At 60.7% G+C, this 20,742-nt stretch carries 17 protein-coding genes and 1 pseudogene; 12 read left to right on the top strand and 6 right to left on the bottom strand.

The window, feature by feature from the left end:
- Positions 1 to 87: 87 nt before the first annotated feature.
- The gene (locus tag VQ03_RS32835) at positions 88 to 591 is read right to left on the bottom strand and encodes a hypothetical protein (RefSeq protein WP_157064002.1); all 504 of its coding nucleotides are present in this window, start codon (positions 589 to 591) and stop codon (positions 88 to 90) included.
- A 79-nt stretch (positions 592 to 670) separates the two neighbouring features.
- Positions 671 to 1,363, bottom strand: coding sequence for a hypothetical protein (locus VQ03_RS32830; RefSeq protein WP_157064001.1), 693 nt, complete (start codon positions 1,361 to 1,363; stop codon positions 671 to 673).
- A gap of 365 nt (positions 1,364 to 1,728) precedes the next feature.
- Here VQ03_RS32830 and VQ03_RS07625 point away from each other — a divergent pair, with 365 nt between their 5' ends.
- From VQ03_RS07625 to VQ03_RS07605, 5 genes are all read left to right on the top strand, one after another.
- Positions 1,729 to 2,364, top strand: a complete 636-nt coding sequence (locus VQ03_RS07625; RefSeq protein ID WP_048450281.1) for a recombinase family protein — start codon at positions 1,729 to 1,731, stop codon at positions 2,362 to 2,364.
- Complete coding sequence (locus VQ03_RS07620; protein ID WP_048450280.1) at positions 2,361 to 2,984, top strand: hypothetical protein; 624 nt, start codon at positions 2,361 to 2,363, stop codon at positions 2,982 to 2,984. Before VQ03_RS07625 ends, VQ03_RS07620 begins: the two co-directional genes overlap by 4 nt.
- 991 nt (positions 2,985 to 3,975) lie before the next feature.
- On the top strand, positions 3,976 to 4,545 hold the full coding sequence (locus tag VQ03_RS07615) for a hypothetical protein (RefSeq protein ID WP_048450279.1): 570 nt from the start codon (positions 3,976 to 3,978) through the stop codon (positions 4,543 to 4,545).
- Between the two features lie 127 nt (positions 4,546 to 4,672).
- Positions 4,673 to 5,350: a hypothetical protein gene (locus tag VQ03_RS07610; RefSeq protein WP_048450278.1), complete on the top strand. Its 678-nt coding sequence runs from the start codon at positions 4,673 to 4,675 to the stop codon at positions 5,348 to 5,350.
- Positions 5,351 to 5,953: 603 nt separating this feature from the next.
- A complete protein-coding gene (locus tag VQ03_RS07605) occupies positions 5,954 to 6,181 on the top strand; it encodes a hypothetical protein (protein WP_048450277.1) in 228 nt (75 codons plus the stop codon).
- A 333-nt stretch (positions 6,182 to 6,514) separates the two neighbouring features.
- Here the strand turns inward: VQ03_RS07605 and VQ03_RS32825 are convergent, their stop codons facing one another.
- Positions 6,515 to 6,769 (bottom strand): hypothetical protein, encoded by a 255-nt coding sequence (locus tag VQ03_RS32825; RefSeq protein ID WP_157064000.1) that lies wholly within the window; start codon positions 6,767 to 6,769, stop codon positions 6,515 to 6,517.
- Between the two features lie 857 nt (positions 6,770 to 7,626).
- On the opposite strand from VQ03_RS32825, the gene VQ03_RS32820 reads away from it, so the two are divergent.
- From VQ03_RS32820 to VQ03_RS07565, 7 genes and pseudogenes are all read left to right on the top strand, one after another.
- Positions 7,627 to 8,163 (top strand): hypothetical protein, encoded by a 537-nt coding sequence (locus tag VQ03_RS32820; protein WP_157063999.1) that lies wholly within the window; start codon positions 7,627 to 7,629, stop codon positions 8,161 to 8,163.
- Positions 8,164 to 8,331: 168 nt separating this feature from the next.
- Positions 8,332 to 9,039, top strand: a pseudogene (locus VQ03_RS34520) (IS66 family transposase); the annotation flags it as partial.
- Between the two features lie 20 nt (positions 9,040 to 9,059).
- The gene (locus VQ03_RS07585) at positions 9,060 to 9,293 is read left to right on the top strand and encodes a hypothetical protein (RefSeq protein WP_048450274.1); all 234 of its coding nucleotides are present in this window, start codon (positions 9,060 to 9,062) and stop codon (positions 9,291 to 9,293) included.
- 103 nt (positions 9,294 to 9,396) lie between these two features.
- Complete coding sequence (locus tag VQ03_RS07580) at positions 9,397 to 11,310, top strand: type I restriction-modification system subunit M (RefSeq protein ID WP_245291998.1); 1,914 nt, start codon at positions 9,397 to 9,399, stop codon at positions 11,308 to 11,310.
- Positions 11,307 to 13,295, top strand: a complete 1,989-nt coding sequence (locus tag VQ03_RS31650; RefSeq protein WP_083467835.1) for a restriction endonuclease subunit S — start codon at positions 11,307 to 11,309, stop codon at positions 13,293 to 13,295. Before VQ03_RS07580 ends, VQ03_RS31650 begins: the two co-directional genes overlap by 4 nt.
- Positions 13,292 to 14,209, top strand: coding sequence for a GIY-YIG nuclease family protein (locus VQ03_RS07570; protein ID WP_048450271.1), 918 nt, complete (start codon positions 13,292 to 13,294; stop codon positions 14,207 to 14,209). The genes VQ03_RS31650 and VQ03_RS07570 overlap by 4 nt, the downstream gene beginning before the upstream one ends.
- The gene (locus VQ03_RS07565; RefSeq protein ID WP_048450270.1) at positions 14,206 to 17,325 is read left to right on the top strand and encodes a type I restriction endonuclease subunit R; all 3,120 of its coding nucleotides are present in this window, start codon (positions 14,206 to 14,208) and stop codon (positions 17,323 to 17,325) included. Before VQ03_RS07570 ends, VQ03_RS07565 begins: the two co-directional genes overlap by 4 nt.
- A 75-nt stretch (positions 17,326 to 17,400) precedes the next feature.
- On the opposite strand, the gene VQ03_RS07560 is transcribed toward VQ03_RS07565, so the two are convergent.
- The 3 genes from VQ03_RS07560 to VQ03_RS07550 form a co-directional block, all read right to left on the bottom strand.
- Positions 17,401 to 18,033 carry a DsbA family oxidoreductase gene (locus VQ03_RS07560; RefSeq protein WP_048450269.1) on the bottom strand — a complete coding sequence of 211 codons (633 nt, stop codon included), beginning with the start codon at positions 18,031 to 18,033 and terminating at the stop codon, positions 17,401 to 17,403.
- Positions 18,034 to 18,450: 417 nt separating this feature from the next.
- Positions 18,451 to 19,890, bottom strand: coding sequence for a dihydrolipoyl dehydrogenase (lpdA, locus tag VQ03_RS07555; protein WP_048450268.1), 1,440 nt, complete (start codon positions 19,888 to 19,890; stop codon positions 18,451 to 18,453).
- 32 nt (positions 19,891 to 19,922) lie between these two features.
- Positions 19,923 to 20,742 (bottom strand): 2-oxo acid dehydrogenase subunit E2 (locus tag VQ03_RS07550; protein WP_048450267.1); only part of this gene is annotated, 820 nt, incomplete at its 5' end.

The raw sequence follows: 20,742 nt of genomic DNA, 5'->3' as shown, positions 1-20,742 counted from the left end.
AGATCAGGCTGGGCCAGGGATTGCCCCTCGGGGCAATTCTCGCAGATCTAGGGCTACTACATCGCCAACGAGGGTTTTAGCATATGCTTATGAATCATTCGGCTTCTTTGGTGTAGTTGCCTTCTTGTTAACTCGCGTCGTTCGAGCCTTTTCAGCCCTAGAATTCTTCTCACTCGTTGCCGGAGCAGGCTTTTCCGTCTTGCTAAGATCGGCCAGCATTTCGATGCTATCTACCCCATTTCCGCTCTTATTTGAGTTAACCTTATCATCGACATATCTTTGAGCAATTTTATCCATTGCAGCTTGTAGAGACATCTGACCCATCGTTTTAAAATGATTTTCGAGCCCCTCTATCTTGCTATTCAGGCTGCGGATCTTCTCATTGAAATCTTCTCTATCTTTAATGCGCTCTTTTTCTAATGCTTTGATTTCCTCTCTCTGTTCCTTTAGGAGACCCTTGAACTCATCGAGAGTTTCTTTGGTATAATTTCTGACGTTAGAAACATCGTTTGTAGCAGTTACGATGCGCGAATTCAATTCGTATATATTTTCAACTAACTTTGTTAATGCCTCTTTGATGCTAGTAAGCATTTGACTAAGCCCTATTATTTATGCATGACTTCTATTAAGATCACGCGAACTATTCTGCTCAGCACATCTCGCTGCGACGTTAGTTGATTTTAGCGCGCTGCGCCGCAGCCCAATCTTTATAGTTTATCAGCTCTTCTTCATAATCTTTTAACGAAGAAGAAAAGCGCTTTTCTTGCTTTGTTAGCTGATCGATATCAATTTCTATCTGCTCTAGTATGTAGTTTACGTTAGAAATAGCCCTGAAACTGCCAACATCATAACTAGCGCGCAAAAACTCACGAAGCTCCGGAGATGATCGCGAAGAGAACGAGAATGCTTTTTCAAACGCTCGCCACGCTTCTAGCATGTGGAATTCGCTGATATTATTCATCCCACTTTGTTTTAAATGCTTATATAGAGACTGAGTCAAGGCACCTGTATCAAAGATTTCTACACCTGGATCGAGCAGTTTAGATAGCTCCTCCGCAACTTGTGCCGATTTAAAAAATTCTGCCACAAATTTCAAATCTTTTGAACTTAGTTTTGCTTCCTTCTCAAGGTAAGCTGCCACTGCTTTAGTTCCGCGAGAGAGCGCAATATTATATTGATTTGTAACATCTTTGGGCAACAAATCATCCATCTCTAAAAAGTATCGCGCACCAAGTCTTCTAAAAACAGATTTGGCAATACTGGCGATCTCGGCGGCAATGAGCAATTCTAAAGCCATGACGGTTGCTTTCGAGCGCTTGCGTTGTCTAAACCCTGTATTAAGACTGTCCTGCAGGTTGTGCAAGTGCAAAAATAACACTGCCCGCCCGAGAGGCCTAGAATGATCGTAGTGCTTGTCAAATTCGCGCTTAATCGCTGCCTGCTAGTCGACGGTCCTGGCAAACGCCCCGCCCAGTGTGACATCGCCTAGAAGAACCCCTCTACCGCGTTGAGGCCGTCGTCGTGGGATCGTGTGCTGGGCGTCCTGGTCCATTCGTTTGAGTCAGTGCACTAGATTAGTTCATGTGCTCGTCAAATGATGCCAGTTGACCGCTAAGGTATACCTTCGCGGACATGCTCGGGACGGCCTGAAAGACTGTCCGCATGGGTTGCTTTCGATCTGCGGACATGATTATATACGGACATTACCTCAAAGGACGGTTCCGCCCGATGTCCCAGGTCGTGCTCTACGCCCGCGTCTCCACCACCGATCAGACGGCCGCTCACCAGCGCACCCAGGCGGAGGCCGCTGGCTTTGCGATTGATGATGTCGTGGCGGATGAGGGCGTGAGCGGAGTCACCACCAAGCTCGCCGACCGGCCGGGCGGGCGCCGGCTGTTCGACAAGCTCCGGCGCGGCGACGTGCTCGTGGTGCGGTGGGTCGATCGGCTCGGCCGCGACTACCAGGACGTGACAGACACCATCCGCGAGATGATGGAGCGTGGCGTCGTCGTCCGCACCGTCATCAACAACCTCACCTTCGACGGCGCCACCACCGACCCGATGCAGAAGGCGGTCAGGGACGCCCTCATCTCCTTCATGGCTGCGACGGCGGAGGCGCAAGCAGAGGCGACCCGCGAAGCCCAGCGCGCCGGCATTGCCCACGCCAAGGCACGGGACGACGCCTATCGCGGCCGGAAGCCGAGCTACACCCGCGCCCAACTCGACACTGTGCGCGCCCAACTCGCCCAGGGCGTGGGTGTCTCTGCCATCGCCAGGGATACCGGCCTGAGCCGTGGCGCGATCTACCGCATCGAGGCCGATCCGGCCGAAGCCGAAGCCATTCTCGCCCGGTGGGGCGCATGACCAAGAAGGACAACATCACCATGTCGATCGCCGCGGCCAGCAAGCGCCGCTATGTCGTTCTGCGCGCGGATCAGTGGCGCGAGGTCGAAGCCCTGTGGGAGGCCGGTGACGCGACGCTGCCGGAGCTGTCGCAGCGCTTCGGCGTGACCGAGCGCACCTTGCAGGCGCACTTCGCGAAGCACGGCACGGTGAAGGGCTCGGCAGCCAAGGCCCTCGCCGTCAAGGTCACCGCCCGCGTCCAGGCCGAGCAGGCCGCCGACGTGGAAGACCTGGTGGAGCGGGCCAAGGTGATCCGCGACGCCACCTACACCGCGGCCGAGAAGGTCGAGCGGATGATCGTCGCGAGCCTCGACGCTGCTGCCGCTGATCCGGGCCAGACCTACGCCGCGGCTGCATCAGTCAAGATGCTGGCGAATGCCGCGGCTGCCCTCGAACGCCTCCACGCCTTGAAGAAGTCGGCGCTTGGCATCAACGACGACGACATGACCAACGCCGATCTCCCCGTCTTGGTCCTTCGCGATCTATCGTCGGCCGACATCGAGAGGATGCGTCAGGAAGAGGACGACGACGCAGATATCGTCGATACCGACGATGACAACGAGATCGTGTTGGAGAACTGAATGTGCGCCATTGCGCGCTCAAGATCTGTTCCACGAATTCGTGCCATCGTGCTTTAGCGAAAACCCTCGTGGCAAGGCGAAGTCCTAGACGAACGGCGCCTTGTCGAAGGGGGTTGGCACCGTGGCCGGACCGATTTTTCGACCGCGAAATCCGGTTGGGATCGGCCTACCTCCTGAAGAGGTGGGGGAGTGGCTTGTTGCGTCGGGGCCGCTGGGGACGACGAATCACAGGAGACGCCGCAAGACGCCTTGTGATGCCGCTGCCAGTGAGTCACCCTGAACTCGGCCCCTTGGGGGTGGAGCGAGGTTCGCCCACTCCACCCCCTGCCGGGTGCGCCAGTGACGAGGCTCGGGCGGCTGCACCTTGCACGGAGAGGCCGACCCGCGCCCGTCACACCCGCATCATTTCCGGCTGGGCCCGGAGAGTCACGGCCTGCGGCGCCTCACCGGGCCGGAAATCGCCGGGATTTCACCGGCAAATCCATGGAACCGGGCTCGGCGTGGCCGCGCGGCAACTCCCCTAAGCGGCGAGCGAGTCACAAGAAATAGGTTCTCCCTCGCTCGCTATGCCGGGTAGAGGGACCTTGTGTATGTTCATGGTCTGTCCCATCCGCACTGCGGATCGGTTCCGACAGGCGCGTAGCGCATCGCCAATGATCGTCATGATGCGAGAGCGGTCGCGTCCGAGGTCGCCGGCCTCGTCAAAGTGACCTGCGGCATCCCACCACACCCTTGATCGTGCGCAAGCCGTCCCCTCGCCGCTATAACAACAGCATCGACATCGACATGACAAAAACGAGATCCCGGCGTCCACGCCGGGGTCGCTTTGCTGCGGTGTTGTGGGGCCGATGCTGCTGTTAGCGGGCCGATAGGGCTCGAAGGACTACGGCAAGACCGCCGCAATATCCGAAAAGCGACCATACTGGGCTTGAGCGACATTTTCAGATCGCATATAATTGCCTTAGACACCTCAAGGCAATTATAGGTTCCCATGTCCGACGTCGATCCCGCCCTGGTGCGCCAGGCCTCCACCACCGTCACCATCCCGGCCGAGCGGCTTCCGCAGCTCCGCGCCCTCGCCAAGACCCGCGGCATGAACGCGGCCGGCGTCATCGAGGCGATGCTCTCCGCTGCCATGCAGGCCGGTGAGATCCCCGATGAGCTTGAGGGCTTCAAGATCATCCCCGACGACGACGTGCTGTTCGTCAACGTGCGGGGCGGCGATCTCCCGCCCCTGGATCGCATCAAGGCGCAGGTGCTCGCCGTCGTGCTCGAAGCCGCAGCCGGCGACGTGAACCCCGAACTCGGCGTCAGGATCGAAACGGGCCGCGCGCTGCCCGTTGAGGTGGGCGCCGGGAAGCACCGCATGATCGTCCTCATCGGCCGGCACGCCCACGCTGTCCTGGTCAACGTGAAGGATGTCGAGGCCGACGCCTACGTGCTCAAGACGGCGATGACGGCCGGCATGGCTCGCGACTTCGCCCGGCTCCTGCGCAAGCACGCGGTGACCCTGATGCAGCCGGTGCCCGGTCTCGATAAGGCGATGGCCGCTCACTCCTGAAACGAAACGAGCCGCCGCGGTCGGGATACCGCGACGGCTCATGGCACGATGAAGTTGCTCTATGTATAGCAATAGCTATAATTCATCACAAGATGAATGTCTCGCTGCACCGGCTGAGCGGCTGTTGATGCAGGAGACGTTCGCCGTGCTCGACGCCCTGATGGCCGAGCCGGCGAGCGACGACGTGCCCGCCGCTCCCGTGCCGATCGTGTCGGATGTGATGCTGCCGGTTGCAGTGAACGACGAGGTGTCGGTCGTGGTGCCGAAGGTGCCGCGCACGACTCGCGAGCAGATCCGCGCCTGGAAGGACGAGGTGGCCAAGCGCCTCCGCGAGCAGAAGGAGCGCCAGTGGAGGCGTGACGACGCCATCGCCCACCAGAGGAGCGAGAGGAAGAAGGCCGAGACCCTCGCCCGCCTGCCGGCTCGCAAGCGCCGGAACAGCGCGGATTACCGGGAACGCCAGAAGGCCGTCGCTGCCGAGTTGCTCACCGACCTCAATATGCCGCTGCCGGTCGTGGATCAGGCGCAGATAGCGCGTGAGACCGCCGCCTTCGTGGTGTGGCTGGCGACGGATGGGCCGCGGCAGCGGCAGCTTCGGCGCGAGAACGTCGACATCAACGACCTGATGGCGACCCGCGCTGTCTTCCTGGCGACCCGCGACCTGGCGCTGAAGTTCCCGAAGCTCGCGACACGGTTCGAGGCCGCGACAGGCCGGACGTGGGACAGGCACCAGGCGAAGCGCCGGGTGGCATTGCTGGCTGCCCTCGAGAGTGCCGGCGGGCCTTGGACTGGTGACGTGGCTTGAGCGGGCCTCGGCCGGTGCGGGTTTCGATGCCGGAGATGGCGTTCCAAAGCCGGTGTGGGGAGAGGCCCGCTCAAACTGCGTCACCAATTTCGCCTATATATAGAGATAGGTTGTTATTCTTCTTCTCTCTCTAGCTCTGGCAAAACTGGTGACGCAGTTTGAGCGGGCCTCTCTCTGCCACATCCCGGCACAGGGTTCCCGGCTCCGAAGTTGGACACGCCCCGGCCATGTGCTGCCCGGCTTCTCCTCAAGGTAACCCGGCAACCCAGTAGGAGGCCCGCCAGGACTCGCGACGCCTCTGCCGAGTTGCTCGCACCTCCGGCACCCGCCTCGGCCGCTGGCGGCCCCTCTGAGTCCATCTGAAGGGGCATCGCGACGAGGAGCACCAGGCACGACCCGACGCACCTGGTGCTCCCGTCGGCGAGGAGACCCGCCCGGCGGCGCAGCGATGCGGGGGCCAATCAGCGCCAGCCAGCGCTGAGCCTACGCTCGAGCCCACGAACGCAGTCAGTGTGACTTCCGGCGTAGCCGAGGGATATGCCCCCACGCCTCCTTGGCTCGGGATCGCGGCTGCCGCGTTACCTCGGAGTAGAAGGCCGCCACATGCCAGACCTTCAGCAGGAAGAAGCAGCTCTTGCACTTGCCGATCGGCACATTGCGGAGGGGGAGCAGCGCATCGATGCTCTCATCGAGCGCACCAAGGAGAGCGAGGCAGCTGGGCGGGACACCACTACGCCCGAACGGCTGCTCCTGCTGATGCGGGAGACACTGGATCAGTGGCACGTGCACCGGCGGCTCATCCTGGATGCCATTGCGCGGTGTGAACGCTAAGCAGGGCGCCTCTCAGCGAGCCTCAGTGACCCCGGCTCGAGCTACAAGACCTTGTAGCCGGTCGACTGCGATGTTCCTGACGCCGCTCCCTGTCCCTGTCGTCGTGATCCGTGTGGCGCCGGTTACGCTCGATACGACTTCGACGGAGAGGGTTCATGAATGTCTCACTCCTGCCTGAGGGCTTGTCCGACCCCAGCGAGCAGAACGAGCCCTAACGCTGCCCGGGCGCTGCTGTTGGTCCTCGCCCCCAAAAACCTATTCATGGAGGCCAAGGGTCTGCTCCAGCTCTCGGCCATCACACGCCCACTTGAGTCGCCCCGGATCTCAGTCGCATCACAGCCCCTCGAGCCGAAGTTGGACCTCGGGATCAAGGTGCCCAACGTCCTTGCGCGAGGACTCAGGACGTGGACAAGCGCCAGCTTCGGCGAGACGCTCAGCGTAGTTCGCATAGTCATTCACGAGCTGCTCGGTGCGCCTGCGCAACTCAGCAGGCAATTCTTCTGTGCGGGCGAGATCGGCTAAACGGAGCATGAGAAAGCGAATTTTGACCGCTAATTGCGGGATCAGGCGGCCCTTGATGCCCTTCATAGCTCTACGTGCTCCCACTTCTTGCCGTGTATGGCGAGGGCAACCGGCATCTGCGGCAGCGCCGACAAGGTCTACCAGACGGACGCGCGTGCAGCACCAGTCGGAGGGCTGAGAGAAATACAGCGTGTGAGCCGCGGACCGGATCCACGGCACCTGCTCGAGGCAGCGGGGCTCCCGGCGAGGACGAAGATGTGGCTGTTCTCGTGCTCGTCGAACCTGAAGTGCGAGACGCGTCGGCACCACGCGAAAGAGCCTTGGGAGATAATGGAGGCACCGATTACGGCCCGCAGCTCAGCGCCCAGACCTGCTAGGCCGCGCCTTACATTCGTCTCCGTCCAGATCGAGACGATCGCGGCCGTGAGGTCGTTCCAGCGTTCTGCCGTCACCCGTTCGCGGAAGGTCTCCTTTCGATGCGCCTATTATTCGGACGCCGGTGGCGGAGTGCCAGGTCGGGCCGCGCTACCAGCTCTCGTTCTGCGGCCTGATCCTCAAGGTGACGCAGCCGGTGTTCAGCTTAGCGAAGCAGAAGCTCGCGGAGGCCCGAGACTGCACTCGTCCCCGTTCGTCGAACTCTGACACCACCGACACGGCCGAACCTACCTACGCGGCGCCGCCGGCTCCTGAACAGTTCATCCCCTTGGCTCCTCAACTCGCCCTCCTGCGCAGGTCCTTGTTAGTTGCCTTGTTAGGCAGCGTGGCATCTTCCTAATCATCTGCTCGTTCGTTCAGGGCGAAAGCGTGCGCGCGATTGCCTCGTGCCCACCTCCGGCTTCCTAAATCTTCCTAAATCTTCCTACCGCGTCGCTTCGGTTGTTTTGTCATTTGTATGCGGGCCAACCCACCGCCAGGAAGCCCATATGATTCTCTACCATTACACCGCCCAGCGGAACCTTGCTGGCATCGCCAAGTATGGCCTCACTATTGGCGATGTGCCAACAGACATTCGGCGCAGCAAGGGACGCGTTGGTGTATGGCTCACGACATCGCCCGAGAGCACCGGCCACGGTCTCGGAGGAGAAGGTCGTTCCACGATTCGCTACCGGCTCACGATCGACGTGCCGGAGGCAACCGTGGTTCGCTGGAGCGAATGGGCGCCTGGACGTGTAACGCAGGAGACGATCGACAATCTCAAGCGCTGTGCCGGAAGAGACGGCGCCTCTCAGTGGGAAACATGGTTCATCTGCTTCATCATCGTGCGAACATCTTCAATCGTCGCGTGCAGAGATCTTATTGAAGGCGTTGATATTGATGATTGGATTAATTGTTCTCCGGTTGGCTCAGCGTTTTTCTCTGTGCCGCCGTGGCGACGCGAAGAGTGGCACCGGGAGCTTCTCAAGGGCAACTCGCGGCACTTGCGAGACATTGAGCGCTCGGGAATGCGCATAGTCATTTAGCCAACCTCGCTAGCCCTTTTTTTAGCAAATCGCGCCGTTGCTTCAACTAGGTGCCAGACGAAAAGGCGCACTCGCTGCATTGTTTTGAAGTCGCTGCCCGCCACCTCAGTCGTTTCCAACTGTTGTGGCGGGCCAAACGTCCGCTATTGTCACAGTCTCGCCGAGGGCCGGGATGCGGCGCTGGCGCGTCTGCGGCGGGCTCGCGTCGCAGTCTCGGACGAGACTGAGGTGCGCATCGAGGGCGTCAACAGCTCCTTGGGGTGATGGCTGAGCATCGGCCTGCGGTGTGGCTCTCAGATCGCTACCTCAGCCCAGCAGGACCATGGCGAGCGCCAGCAGACCTGCCTGGCACACCTCTCTCGCGACGCGGCCTACGCGCTCGAAGCGGGCGAGGACCGGCTCGCGGTGCGGATCAAACTGTGGCTCGACAAGGCCTTCGTCCTCGCTAGCCGCCTCACCGGACTGGCCGCCTCGACCGTGGCAAGCAAGCGGCGTGAGTTGGAGTGGGACCTCAATGCGATCCTGAAGGCCCTGGCGACTTGCGATCTCACCCAGGCACTCCAGGCACGAATGCGCCAGGCGCGCGACCAATTCCTAACCTTCGCGGCTTTCCCCGAGATGGTCGACGTGACGAATAACGCCTGCGAGCGCGACCTACGTCCCGCAGTGGCTCAGCGCTAGATCATCAGCGGCTATCGGGCGATGTGGGCGACCCAGGTCGAAGCGGACGCGCGCACCGTGGTAGCCACCGCTCGCCTCGCGGGCGCCGACACCTTCGCCACCCCCTCAAGAACATCCGCGCCTGATCGCTTCCCGGGTTCACCTCGTCCTCGACAAGGTCAGGCGGCTCGTGCACCGCGCCAAACCCGTGGGTAATTACCATCCGGGAGGCCGAGATGCTTGGCGGGCCGGTCGAGGTCGGGCTTTTTGCAGCCGTGCCCAGCCTGCGCGAGCACCGCCTGGGTCGCGCGCCGGATCGGCCAATATTGTGTGACGATGGCATCCAGGGCGACGAGGAGTCCGGCGCGGGTTGGGCCGAACGCGACAGTGCCGACACGATCCAGGGCAAGATCACGTTGTGGAATAGCGGCGAGACCGCCTTCAAGGCCCGTCGCTGGCCGAGGGCATGATGCGCCCGGCGGCACTCGCTAAGATGCATCAATCGAATGGTCTCATGTATGCCATGGCTGTCGATTGACGCCTTCGTGTCGCCGCTTGCAACCTCTAGGAGACATGGCCGAGCGATCGTGGCACATTATAGCCAAGCTGCATGGCACCACTGCCGAGCGCCTAACGCCAGGAGAATATTTTGTGAATCATCAGGCACTTGCATCGTTCATCTGGTCAGTCGCCGATCTTCTTCGCGGCGACTACAGACAATCCGAGTATGGCCGAGTGATTCTGCCTTTCACGGTGCTGCGCCGTCTCGACTGTGTGCTCGAGCCTACGAAGGCCGCCGTCCTCGCCGAGTTCAAGGCGAAGACCGCACTCGGCCTCAACCCGGAGCCCTTCCTGCTCCGCGCCGCCAAGCAAAGCTTCTACAACTCTGATCCTCTCGACCTGCCTAAGCTGATGGGCGATCAGGACAACATCCGCACTAACATCAGCCGCTACATCGAAGGATTCTCGCCGGCGGTGCGCGATATTTTCGAGCAATTCGACTTTCTTGCCCAGGTCGACCGGCTCGCCAAGACCGGGCTGCTCTATCAAGTAACAGAGAAGTTTACGCGCATCGACCTCCATCCCGGAAAGGTCGATAACGCTGCAATGGGCTTGGCCTTCGAAGAGCTGATCCGCAAGTTTGCAGAAATCTCGAACGAGACGGCCGGCGAGCATTTCACCCCGCGCGAGGTGATTCGGCTCATGGTTAACCTACTATTCGTCGAGGACGACGAGGCACTGACGAAGCCCGGCGTTGTGCGCACCATATACGACCCAACGGCTGGCACAGGCGGCATGCTGTCCATTGCGGGCGAGTATCTCGCTGAGCACAATCCGCGTGGTCATCTGACTATGTTCGGCCAGGAGTTGAACCCGGAGTCATACGCGATCTGCAAGGCGGACATGCTCATCAAGGGGCAGGACATCGCCAACATCGCACCCGGCAACACCTTGTCGGAGGACGGCCATGCCGGACGCCGCTTCGACTACATGCTCAGCAATCCACCCTTCGGTGTCGAATGGAAGAAGGTTGAGAAGCAGGTCCGTGCCGAGCACGAGCAGCAGGGGTTCGACGGACGCTTCGGCCCCGGCCTACCGCGTGTATCGGACGGCTCGCTGTTGTTCCTGATGCACTTGTTGTCCAAGATGCGGCGGTGGGATGAGGGCGGTTGCCGGTTCGGCATCGTGCTGAATGGCTCGCCACTTTTCGCGGGTGGCGCCGGCAGCGGTGAAAGCGAGATCCGCCGCTACGTGCTCGAGAACGATCTGGTGGAAGCAATCGTCGCCTTACCGACTGACATGTTCTACAATACCGGAATTTCTACATACGTCTGGATCCTCAGCAACAAAAAGCCCGACGCGCGCAGCGGTAAAGTGCAGTTGATTGACGCTAGCACCTTCTGGCGCAAGATGCGTAAGACGCTTGGCTCCAAGCGCAAGGAAATGACTGACGAGCACATCGCGACAGTGACGCAACTGTTTGGAAATTTTGTCGAAGCGCGGCTTGTGACTTTGTTCGACGCTCATGGGAGGGAGGTCGGACGCGAGATTGTGCTTGAGGGCGGGGCTACACCCACGGCACCCGAAGGTGGTAAGGTCAAGATAGCACCATTGTCGCGAATCCTGCCGAATAGCGCCTTCGGGTATCGCATCATCACAATTGAGCGGCCGTTACTCAACGATGCCGGAAAGCCTGTCCTCGGCCAGCGCGGTAGGGCTAAAGGTAAACCGCAAGCCGACCCAAATCTCCGTGACACCGAGACTGTGCCACTTGACGAAAACATCGAGGCTTATCTTATGCGAGAGGTGCTGCCTCATGCGGGCGACGCATGGGTTGATGAAGAGAAGACGAAGACGGGCTATGAGATACCATTCACACGATATTTCTATGTGTTTGAGCCTCCGCGTCCTTTGGAGGAAATTGATTCAGATTTGCTGAAGGTTACGGGCAGAATCAAGAAGCTTATTGAGGAGTTAGCAGCGTGAGCGGCGGGACCTTTTCAAGATATCCTAAATACCGCCCCAGTGACGTTGCGTGGCTTCAAGAAGTGCCAGCGCACTGGAAGACAAAAAAAATTAGAGACATTTCTGTTTTAAAGGGCCGCCTCGGTTGGCAAGGTCTCAAGGCTGACGAATATATTGATGAAGGTCCATATATAGTCAGCAGCGCGCATTTCGAAAATTATCGCGTGCAATGGAATATGTGCCCGAAGATTTCTCAGCAACGCTATGATTTAGATAGTAACATCCAGTTGGCTAATGGTGACGTGTTATTAATGAAAGATGGAGCTGCGCTCGGGAAGTTGGCGTTCATTGACGTATTGCCCGGTCCAGCCTGTTTGAACAGTCATCTCCTCCTATTTAGGCCGCGCCAAGATGCTCATTCTCAATCATACGTTCCAGAATATCTGTTCTGGTATATGACAACACCATTCTTCCAAGAATACATTAAAGTAAATAGCACCGGCGCCACATTCCTTGGCGTCTCTCAAGAAGCAATTGGACGCTGCTCGCTGGCTCTTCCGTCGCTTGAAGAGCAAAGAGATATCGTGAAATTCCTCGGTCACGAGACTGCCAAAATCGACGCACTAGTGGAGGAGCAACGTCGCCTAATCGCATTGCTGAAAGAAAAGCGGCAGGCCGTCATCGCCCATGCAGTCACTAGGGGCCTTCGCCCAGACGCACCGCTGAAGGACAGCGGGGTCGAGTGGCTCGGCGACGTGCCAGCGGAGTGGACAATCTTGCCAATCCGCATGGTAGCGCGGCTCGAGTCTGGTCATACTCCTAGTCGCTCCCGACCTGAATGGTGGACCGACTGCACAATTCCTTGGTTCACACTAGCGGACGTGTGGCAAATTCGAGAACAAGGTCGAACATTAATCTATGAGACGCACGAGCTAATAAGTGAAGCCGGACTTGCCAATTCGTCAGCTCGGCTCCTCCCTAAGGGGACGGTAATGCTTTCGCGGACTGCATCGGTAGGCTTTTCGGCGATCATGGGTGTCGACATGGCAACAACGCAGGATTTTGCTAATTGGATTTGCGGACCTCGATTAAACAATGAATTTCTGTTATTTGTCTTCAAAGCAATGGCAGAAGAATTTAAGCGTCTTCGGTATGGATCAACACACAATACGATCTACATGCCGGATATCGCGTCATTTAAGCTCGCTCTTCCTCCGTTGCAGGAACAGCATGACATAGTTACTTTTCTTAACAACGAGACGGCGAAGATTGACGCACTAGTTGAAGAGGCGGAGGCTGCGTCCGCTCTCCTTCAGGAGCGCCGCGCGGCACTCATAACAGCTGTAATTACTGGCAGGGTCGATGTGCGCGGCTTGGCCGACGATCTACCATTTCCTGTCAATCGGGCTTGCGCTCGCGGGCTTGTCGCGACTGAAATTATTGAGCGCTTAGCGCATCAAGCGACCTTCGGCCGCGTGAAGCTGCAGAAGATCGCTTACCTAGCTGAAGCTCATATTGAAATCACCGAGCTCGAGGGCAAATATCTTCGAGAGGCGGCCGGCCCGCTCGACCGAGATATGATTCAGGAGATGGAGCGAGAGGCCGAAGCGATCGCAGGTGTGCGAGTCGAGCAACCAGATGGTCCCGGATCAACCGTGACTTATCGGCCCGGGGATAGGCGCGGAACACACCGACAAGATCTCGCCTCGTTACTTGGCGAGCGCGTCGCTAAGCTAGACAAGCTGATCGAGGACATTAGTATTATTGACACTAGAGGCGCCGAGGTTGTGGCGACACTCTACGCCGTATGGAACGACGCTCTGATCGATGGTGACACACCCTCGGACGAGGAGATCGGGCACGCCGTCCTGTCCGAATGGCACCCCGAGAAGGCCAAGAAGTTCCGCATCGAAGAACTCGAGACCTGGCTCGATTGGATGCGCCGCCACGGCCTCGTGCCGACTGGCACTGGGCCGAAGACCTCGACCGGAAGGCTGTTCGCATGAACTGGACAGTCGGGCAGTCTCTGGAACTCTATTACGTCGACGGGCGTCCGGACGGAATGGTCACGGCGGAGATGTTTAACTGGACGGGGCACGTGCTGACGGCGCCCCGGACGCAGATCACTACCGCGCTTGGGCGCCCTGAGGCAGGCTACACCGGAATCTATCTCCTTCTCGGCGAAACGGATGAAGGCCAGCCGCTCGCCTATATCGGGGAAGGGGAGGACATCGGCAGCCGCATTCGAAGCCACGATGTCAGACGCGATTGGTGGACGACCGCTGTGCTGGTCACCGCGGCCGCGAATCGGTTGAATAAGGCTCACGCGAAATATCTCGAGTCGCGCTTGATCGAGGTCGCTCGTCGGGTCGGCCGCACGGCGATGGAGAACGGTCCACAGCCCGCTCGCCCAAGCCTCTCGGAGGCTGATGTCGCTAAGATGGAGGCGTTCTTGTATAACCTCCTGATGGTATTACCCGCGGTTCGTGTGGACCTGTTTGTGCAGAGTGCCCGCCCCGAGTCGAAGCCGAAGGTGACAAATGCGCTCGGCAACAAACCCGAAGCCGTGCGGTTCACGCTCGATTTCAAGAAGCACGGCATCGCCGCGACAGCCTTCTATCTCGATGGTGAACTAGTCGTCGAAAGCGGATCGCAGGCGCGCCTGCGCTGGACTGGGCAGTCGAGCACGAGCTCGTATGGAAAACTCCATGATGAACTTATCAGAGCCAGTGTGCTCGTGCCAGACGGGGAGCGCTGCGTGTTCGCGCAGAACTACGCGTTCAAGAGCCCCAGCGCGGCGGCAGCCGTTATTAAGGGGCGCAGTTCCAACGGCCTGACCTCCTGGCATCTGGAAGGGACGGATAAAACCTACAAGGAGTGGGAAGCCCAGCAGCTCGGTGAGGCGAGTGCGGCCCGATGAACCTGCACAAGGAGATCAGCTTCGAGGACGAGATCTGCGGGCACCTGGCCGCGCATGGCTGGATCTACGAGCGCGGTGCTTCCACGCATTACGACCGCCAGCGCGCGCTGTTCCCGGCCGATCTCACCGCATGGGTGCAGCAGACGCAGCCAAAGGCGTGGGAGGCTCTCGGCCGCAGCCATGGCGCAAGCGCAGCGGCAGCGCTGCTCGACCGCGTCCGCAAGCAGATCGGTGATCGCGGCACTCTCGATATCATCCGTCACGGCGTCGACATGGTGGGTGTGAAAGGACGCATTGCGCTCGCGCAGTTCCGCCCCGCCATCGGGATGAATCCCGACATCAACGCGGCCTATCGGGCGAACCGCCTGCGCGTGGTGCGGCAGCTGCGCTACTCATTGGCGAACGAGAACTCGATCGATGTCGTCCTCCTCCTAAACGGCGTGCCGGTCGCGACCCTCGAGCTCAAGACCAACTTCACGCAGTCGGTCTCCGATGCCATTGACCAGTATCGATTCGACCGATTGCCGCAGCCCAAGGGGCAGGCGCGGGAGCCGCTGCTGTCATTTCCCGGTGGCGCGCTGGTGCACTTCGCAGTGAGCAACAGCGAAGTCTACATGACGACCAAGCTCGCCGGTCCAGCCACGCGCTTCCTGCCGTTCAATAAGGGAGATCACGGCGCAGCTGGCAATCCGACAAATCCCAACGGCCACCGCACCGGCTATCTCTGGGAGGAGGTGCTTGAGCGAGAGAGCTGGCTCGAGATCCTCGGCCGCTATTTCGTGGCTCAACGTGATGCCAAGAGTTCGATCACCGACCTGATCTTCCCGCGCTATCACCAGCTCGACGCCACCCGGAGGCTTGCGACGGCCGTGCGGTCCGAGGGGCCGGGAGGCAAATACCTGATCCAGCACTCGGCCGGCTCCGGCAAGACGAACTCGATTGCGTGGGCTGCGCACTTCCTCGCCGACCTGCACGACGAGGCGGACAAGAAGCTGTTCTCGACGGTGATTGTCGTTTCCGACCGCAATGTCATAGACTCTCAGTTGCAGGACGCGCTGTTCGGATTCGCGCGCACCACCGGCGTCGTAGCAACTATCCGCAGCGAGGGCGGCGCCAAGAGTGGACAGCTGGCCGAAGCGCTGGCGCAGGGCAAGAAGATCATCGTCTGCACCATCCAGACCTTCCCGTTTGCGCTCGATGCCGTGAGAGAGCTCGCGGCGACCGAGGGCAAGCGGTTCGCGGTTATCGCCGACGAGGCGCACAGTTCCCAGACGGGCGAGGCGGCGAAGAAGCTCAAGCAGCTGCTGTCGCCGCAGGAAATCGCCGACCTGCAGGATGGCGGCGAGATGAGCGCGGAGGACATACTCGCCGCCCAGATGGCAGCGCGCGCTGGGGAGAGTGGTGTTACCTATATTGCCTTCACGGCCACCCCGAAGGCCAAGACGCTGGAGCTGTTCGGGCGCCGGCCCCATCCCGACCAGCCGCCTGGCCCCGCAAACCTGCCGGGCGCCTTTCACGTCTACAGCATGCGTCAGGCGATCGAGGAAGGCTTTATCCTCGACGTTCTCAGAAACTATACACCTTACAAGCTTGCCTTCCGCCTCGCGAATGACGGTCAGGACTGGGAGCAGCAGGAGGTCGAACGCAGCGCCGCTTTGAAGGGGATCATGCGCTGGGTGCGGCTCCACCCCTACAACATTTCCAAGAAAGTCGAAATCGTCGTCGAGCACTATCGCGAGAACGTGCAGCAGCTACTTCAAGGCAAAGCGAAAGCGATGGTGGTGCTTGGGAGCCGCAAGGAGGCGGTGCGGTGGAAGCTCGCGATCGACAGCTATATCAAATCCAAGGGCTACGGCATTGGCACGCTCGTGGCCTTTTCCGGTTCGGTGCCTGATCCGGAGTCAGGATCTGAAGAATTCGTCGAGTCGAGCGCTATACTAAACCCGGGGCTTAAGGGTCGGGACATCCGGGAGGCCTTCGCCACTACCAGCTTCCACCTGCTGCTCGTCGCCAACAAGTTCCAGACCGGCTTCGATCAGCCACTGCTCTGCGGGATGTATGTCGACCGGCGGCTCGCGGGCATCCAGGCAGTCCAGACTCTGGCCCGCCTCAACCGCGCTCACCCCGGCAAGGACACGACTTACGTCCTGGACTTCTTGAACTCTTCCGATGAGATCCTCACCGCCTTCCGCACCTACTACGACACAGCAGAACTCGAAGGCGTCACAGACCCGGATATCGTGCTAGACCTTAAAGCCAAGCTCGACTCGAGCGGTCACTATGATGAGTTCGAGGTGGACCGCGTCATCGCGATCGAGATGAACCCGAAGTCGAAACAGGGTGAGCTCGTCGCTGCGATCGAACCTGTCGCAGACCGCCTGCTGAAGCGTTTCAAGGCTGTGCAGGAGCGACTCCATCGCGCCCAAGATGAAGAGGATGAAGAAATTGCCAGTGAGGCGCAGGACGAACTCGAAACGCTAGCTCTCTTCAAAAGCGACATGACTGCCTATCAGAGCGCCTACAGTTTTCTATCTCAGATATTTGACTATGCGAACACAGATATCGAGAAGCGATTCCTATTCTACAAGCGCTTGTTGCCGCTGCTCGAGTTCGGCCGAGAGCGTGAAGGTGTCGATCTATCAAAGGTGATGCTGACCCACCACAACCTTAAGAGCGAGGGCCAGCGCCGACTGGACGTGGGCGGCCGAGACGAGATGAAGCTCACTCCGATGACCGGCATGGGCTCAGGATCCGTGCAAGAGAAAGAGAGGGCCCTTCTCGCCGACATCATAGCTCGGGTGAACGATTTGTTCGGTGGCGATACCACCGATGGCGACCAATTGAGTTATGTCACGGCCTTGCGTGATAAAATGCTCGAGTCCGAGACGCTAATGACACAAGCCGCCAATAACACCAAGGCGCAGTTCGACAACTCACCGACATTGGCGGCCGAACTGATGAGCGCAATCATCGATGCGTTTGAAGCTCATACATCGCTGAGCAAGCAAGCGCTCGATTCGCAGAAAGTTCGTGATGGGCTGAGAGAGGTCTTGCTTGGGCCTGCTCAACTTTACGAGACTCTACGAGCGCGCGCAGAGGGTCGTGCAGATGCGTGAGGACAACGCGATGAACGGGTGTCATCAACGTTATAGAGTGATTTCGCGTCTGGTGAGTGTCACCGGTGACTGCCGTCAGCCACTATGCCTTTTCTGAAGCGCGCCGACCCACTGCTCGGTCGGCTGCGCTCCTGAGACCGCCCACTTGCGGTCGACGATGAAGAACGGCACACCCGTGACCTGCATCTCGGCAGCCTGCCGCTCGACGGCCTCGACGAGCGATCTCAGCTGCTCGTTGCCGAGCGCATGGTCGACGACGGCGCGGTCGAGCCCGGCCCTGAGCCCGATCTCGCGCAGAATCTCGGAATCGCCGATATCCCGGCCCTCCTCGAAGTAGGCGCGGAATAAAGCGTTCACGACCGGGTCGGCCCGTCCGTTCTGGGTCGCGGCCGCGATCAGCATGTGCGCACGCCGCGTGCTCGGCGTGCGCATCATCGTCTCGAATGAGAAGCCGATGCGCTCCTGCCGCCCGAGTTCGGCCATCTGCGCGTCGAGCTGCGCGCTGCGCTCAGCCCCGAACTTGCGGGCGCGGTAGAGCGCACGCTCCATGCCGTCTGCCGGCATGTCGGGATTCAGCTCGAAGGGCAGCCACTCGATCGTGGTGGTTTCGCGCAGGCCGAGCTGATCCAGCGCGCGTTCGAGCCGGCGCTTGCCGAGGTAGCACCAGGGGCAGATCACGTCGGAGAACACGGAGATGGTCAGCGGCATCGCGCACTCCTGATCATTCTTGGGAGTGGTCGACCGTGGTCACGAACGCCAGTGCTGCTCATCCAAGGCTTATAGCATGTATAAAGTGCGTGCGGAGCATCGCCGATAAGCTCGGGATCTGGGTGCTGCAGCGCACAGCTGCCTCTGTTTGACCGCCTGCCAGCGCCGTCTCACGCAGCCGCGTTGTCCCGGCGAGTTTGGCGCCCAGCATGGGCTAACGGGCGTGCAAAGATTAGCCATTCGACCATAGAGCCACATGACAGAAACGGGCTTCTGGCCAGGCACAATCTGGGCACACTGGGCCCCGAGCGATGCACCTGTCTTGCCCATCCCGAGGCTTGACCCGATGGTCGAGCCTCGGCTAGCGTCGAACTCCTAACCACTTGTTCTGCCGGAGCTTTCAGGTCCCTCGCCAGCCTACATGTGGATCACACGCCCATACGCGTCGAGCACGCTCTCGTGCATCATCTCGCTGAGGGTCGGATGCGGGAAGACCGTGTGCATCAGCTCCTCCTCGGTGGTCTCGAGGGTCATCGCCACGACGTAGCCCTGGATCAGCTCCGTCACCTCGGCCCCGACCATGTGGGCCCCGAGGAGCTGCCCCGTCTTGCGGTCGAAGATCGTCTTCACCAGGCCGTCGGGCTCGCCCAGCGCGATCGCCTTGCCGTTGCCCGCGAAGGGGAAGCGGCCGACGCGCACGTTGAAGCCCTGTTCCTTGGCCTTGGCCTCGGTGAGGCCGACCGAGGCGATCTGCGGCTGGCAGTAGGTGCAGCCCGGGATCTTGCCCTTGTCCATCGGATGGGTGTGCTGCCCCTTGATGGTCTCGACGCAGATCACGCCCTCGTGCTCGGCCTTGTGGGCCAGCATCGGCGGGCCGGCGACGTCGCCGATGGCGTAGATCCCCGGCACATTCGTGCGCCCGAGCCCGTCGGTGGCGACGATGCCGCGCTCGATTCCGACGCCGAGCTTCTCGAGCCCGAGAGTCTCGGTGTTGCCGACGACGCCGACCGCCGAGATCAGAACCTCCGCCGTGATCTCCTGCGTCTTGCCGCCCTCGGTCTCGACCGTGGCGGTGACCGCCTCGGTCTTCTTCTCGACCTTGGTCACCTTGGCGCCGGTGAGGATCTTGATGCCCTGCTTCTCGAAGCGCTTGCGGGCATGCGCGGCGATCTCGTGGTCCTCCACCGGCAGGATCTGCGGCAGCAATTCCACTACCGTCACCTCGGCTCCCATGGTGCGGTAGAAGGAGGCGAACTCGATGCCGATCGCGCCCGAGCCCATCACCAGCAGGCTCTTGGGCATCCTCTCCGGGACCATCGCTTCGTAATAGGTCCAGATCTGGCGTCTGTCCGGCTCGATGCCGGGGATCGCCCGCGGGCGGGCGCCGGTCGCCACGATGATGTGCTTGGCCCCATAGGTGCCGGCCGCCTTGGCGCCCTTCGGCGCTTCGGCGCGCTTCGTCTCCCGCACCACGACCCGTCCGGCCTCGTTGCCTTTCGGGGCCGCCTCGATCGCAGCCTCGCCCCAGATCACGTCGACCTTGTTCTTCTTGAGCAGCATGCCGACGCCGCCGTTGAGCCGGCCGGACACGCCGCGCGAGCGCTTGACGATGGCGGAGACGTCGAACCCGACATTGTCCGCCGTCAGGCCGTAATCCTTGGCATGCTGCATGTAATGGTAGATCTCGGCCGAGCGCAGCAGCGCCTTGGTGGGGATACAGCCCCAGTTGAGGCAGATGCCGCCTAAGTGCTCGCGGTCCACCACCGCCGTCTTGAAGCCGAGCTGGGCTGCCCGGATCGCCGCCACGTAGCCGCCGGGACCGGCGCCGATGATGAGGACGTCGTAGGTGTCGGACATTCAGGTCTCCGGGGAGGGCGGGGCGGCGGCGCTCAAACCAGCATGCCCATCGGGCTCTCGATCAGGCCCTTGAAAGCCGCGAGCAATTCGGCGCCGAGCGCCCCGTCGACCACCCGGTGGTCGCAGGAGAGCGTCACCGTCATCGCCTGGACCACAGCGGGGGCACCGTTCTTCGCCACCACCCGGGCCTCGCCGGCGCCGACCGCCAGGATGGTGCCGTGGGGCGGGTTGATGACCGCGCCGAACTCCTTGATGCCGAACATGCCGAGATTCGACACCGCGGTGGTGCCGCCCTGATACTCCTCGGGCTTGAGCTTCTTGGTGCGGGCGCGGGCGGCGAGATCCTTCATCTCGGCCGAGATGGTCGAGAGGGTCTTCTGCTCGGCCCGGCGGATCACCGGGGTGAACAACCCGCCGTCGATCGCCACCGCGACGCCGACATCGGAGTGGCGGAAGCGTAAGATACGGTCCTCGGCCCAGACGGAATTGGCCGCCGGCACCCGTTGCAGGGCGAGTGCCAAAGCCTTGATGACGAAGTCGTTGACCGAGAGCTTGAAGGCCGGCTTGCCGTCCTTGTCCTTCGTCGCCCCCGCATTGACCTGCTCGCGCAAGGAGAGCAGCGCGTCGAGTTCGACGTCGAGGGAGAGATAGAAGTGCGGGACGGTCTGCTTCGACTCGACCAGGCGCTTGGCGATGGTCTTGCGCATGCCGTCGAGGGGCACCTCCTCGAAGGAGCCCGGCTCGAACATCCCCATCACCTGCTTGGCGGTGAGCCCGGAGGGCGGGGCCGCGGCGGCGGGCTTCGGAGCCGGTGCCTGGTCGGGCTTCGCGGCGGGGGCGGGGGCCTCCTTG

It is taken from the genome of Methylobacterium tarhaniae (assembly GCF_001043955.1).
GTDB classification, from domain to species: Bacteria; Pseudomonadota; Alphaproteobacteria; order Rhizobiales; family Beijerinckiaceae; genus Methylobacterium; species Methylobacterium tarhaniae.
The sequence above is the reverse complement of the archived record's forward strand: the minus strand, read 5'-3'. Positions and strand labels throughout refer to the sequence as shown.

Excerpts from the sequence above, each read along its gene's own strand:
- VQ03_RS07565 (WP_048450270.1), top strand. The coding sequence starts at position 14,206 with ATGAACCTGCACAAGGAGATCAGCTTCGAGGACGAGATCTGCGGGCAC.
- VQ03_RS07605 (WP_048450277.1), top strand. The coding sequence starts at position 5,954 with ATGCCAGACCTTCAGCAGGAAGAAGCAGCTCTTGCACTTGCCGATCGG.
- lpdA (WP_048450268.1), bottom strand. The coding sequence starts at position 19,890 with ATGTCCGACACCTACGACGTCCTCATCATCGGCGCCGGTCCCGGCGGC.
- VQ03_RS07580 (WP_245291998.1), top strand. The coding sequence starts at position 9,397 with ATGGCCGAGCGATCGTGGCACATTATAGCCAAGCTGCATGGCACCACT.
- VQ03_RS07585 (WP_048450274.1), top strand. The coding sequence starts at position 9,060 with ATGCTTGGCGGGCCGGTCGAGGTCGGGCTTTTTGCAGCCGTGCCCAGC.
- VQ03_RS32820 (WP_157063999.1), top strand. The coding sequence starts at position 7,627 with ATGATTCTCTACCATTACACCGCCCAGCGGAACCTTGCTGGCATCGCC.
- VQ03_RS07560 (WP_048450269.1), bottom strand. The coding sequence starts at position 18,033 with ATGCCGCTGACCATCTCCGTGTTCTCCGACGTGATCTGCCCCTGGTGC.
- VQ03_RS07620 (WP_048450280.1), top strand. The coding sequence starts at position 2,361 with ATGACCAAGAAGGACAACATCACCATGTCGATCGCCGCGGCCAGCAAG.
- VQ03_RS32835 (WP_157064002.1), bottom strand. The coding sequence starts at position 591 with ATGCTTACTAGCATCAAAGAGGCATTAACAAAGTTAGTTGAAAATATA.
- VQ03_RS07570 (WP_048450271.1), top strand. The coding sequence starts at position 13,292 with ATGAACTGGACAGTCGGGCAGTCTCTGGAACTCTATTACGTCGACGGG.
- VQ03_RS07625 (WP_048450281.1), top strand. The coding sequence starts at position 1,729 with ATGTCCCAGGTCGTGCTCTACGCCCGCGTCTCCACCACCGATCAGACG.
- VQ03_RS07610 (WP_048450278.1), top strand. The coding sequence starts at position 4,673 with ATGCAGGAGACGTTCGCCGTGCTCGACGCCCTGATGGCCGAGCCGGCG.
- VQ03_RS32825 (WP_157064000.1), bottom strand. The coding sequence starts at position 6,769 with ATGAAGGGCATCAAGGGCCGCCTGATCCCGCAATTAGCGGTCAAAATT.
- VQ03_RS07615 (WP_048450279.1), top strand. The coding sequence starts at position 3,976 with ATGTCCGACGTCGATCCCGCCCTGGTGCGCCAGGCCTCCACCACCGTC.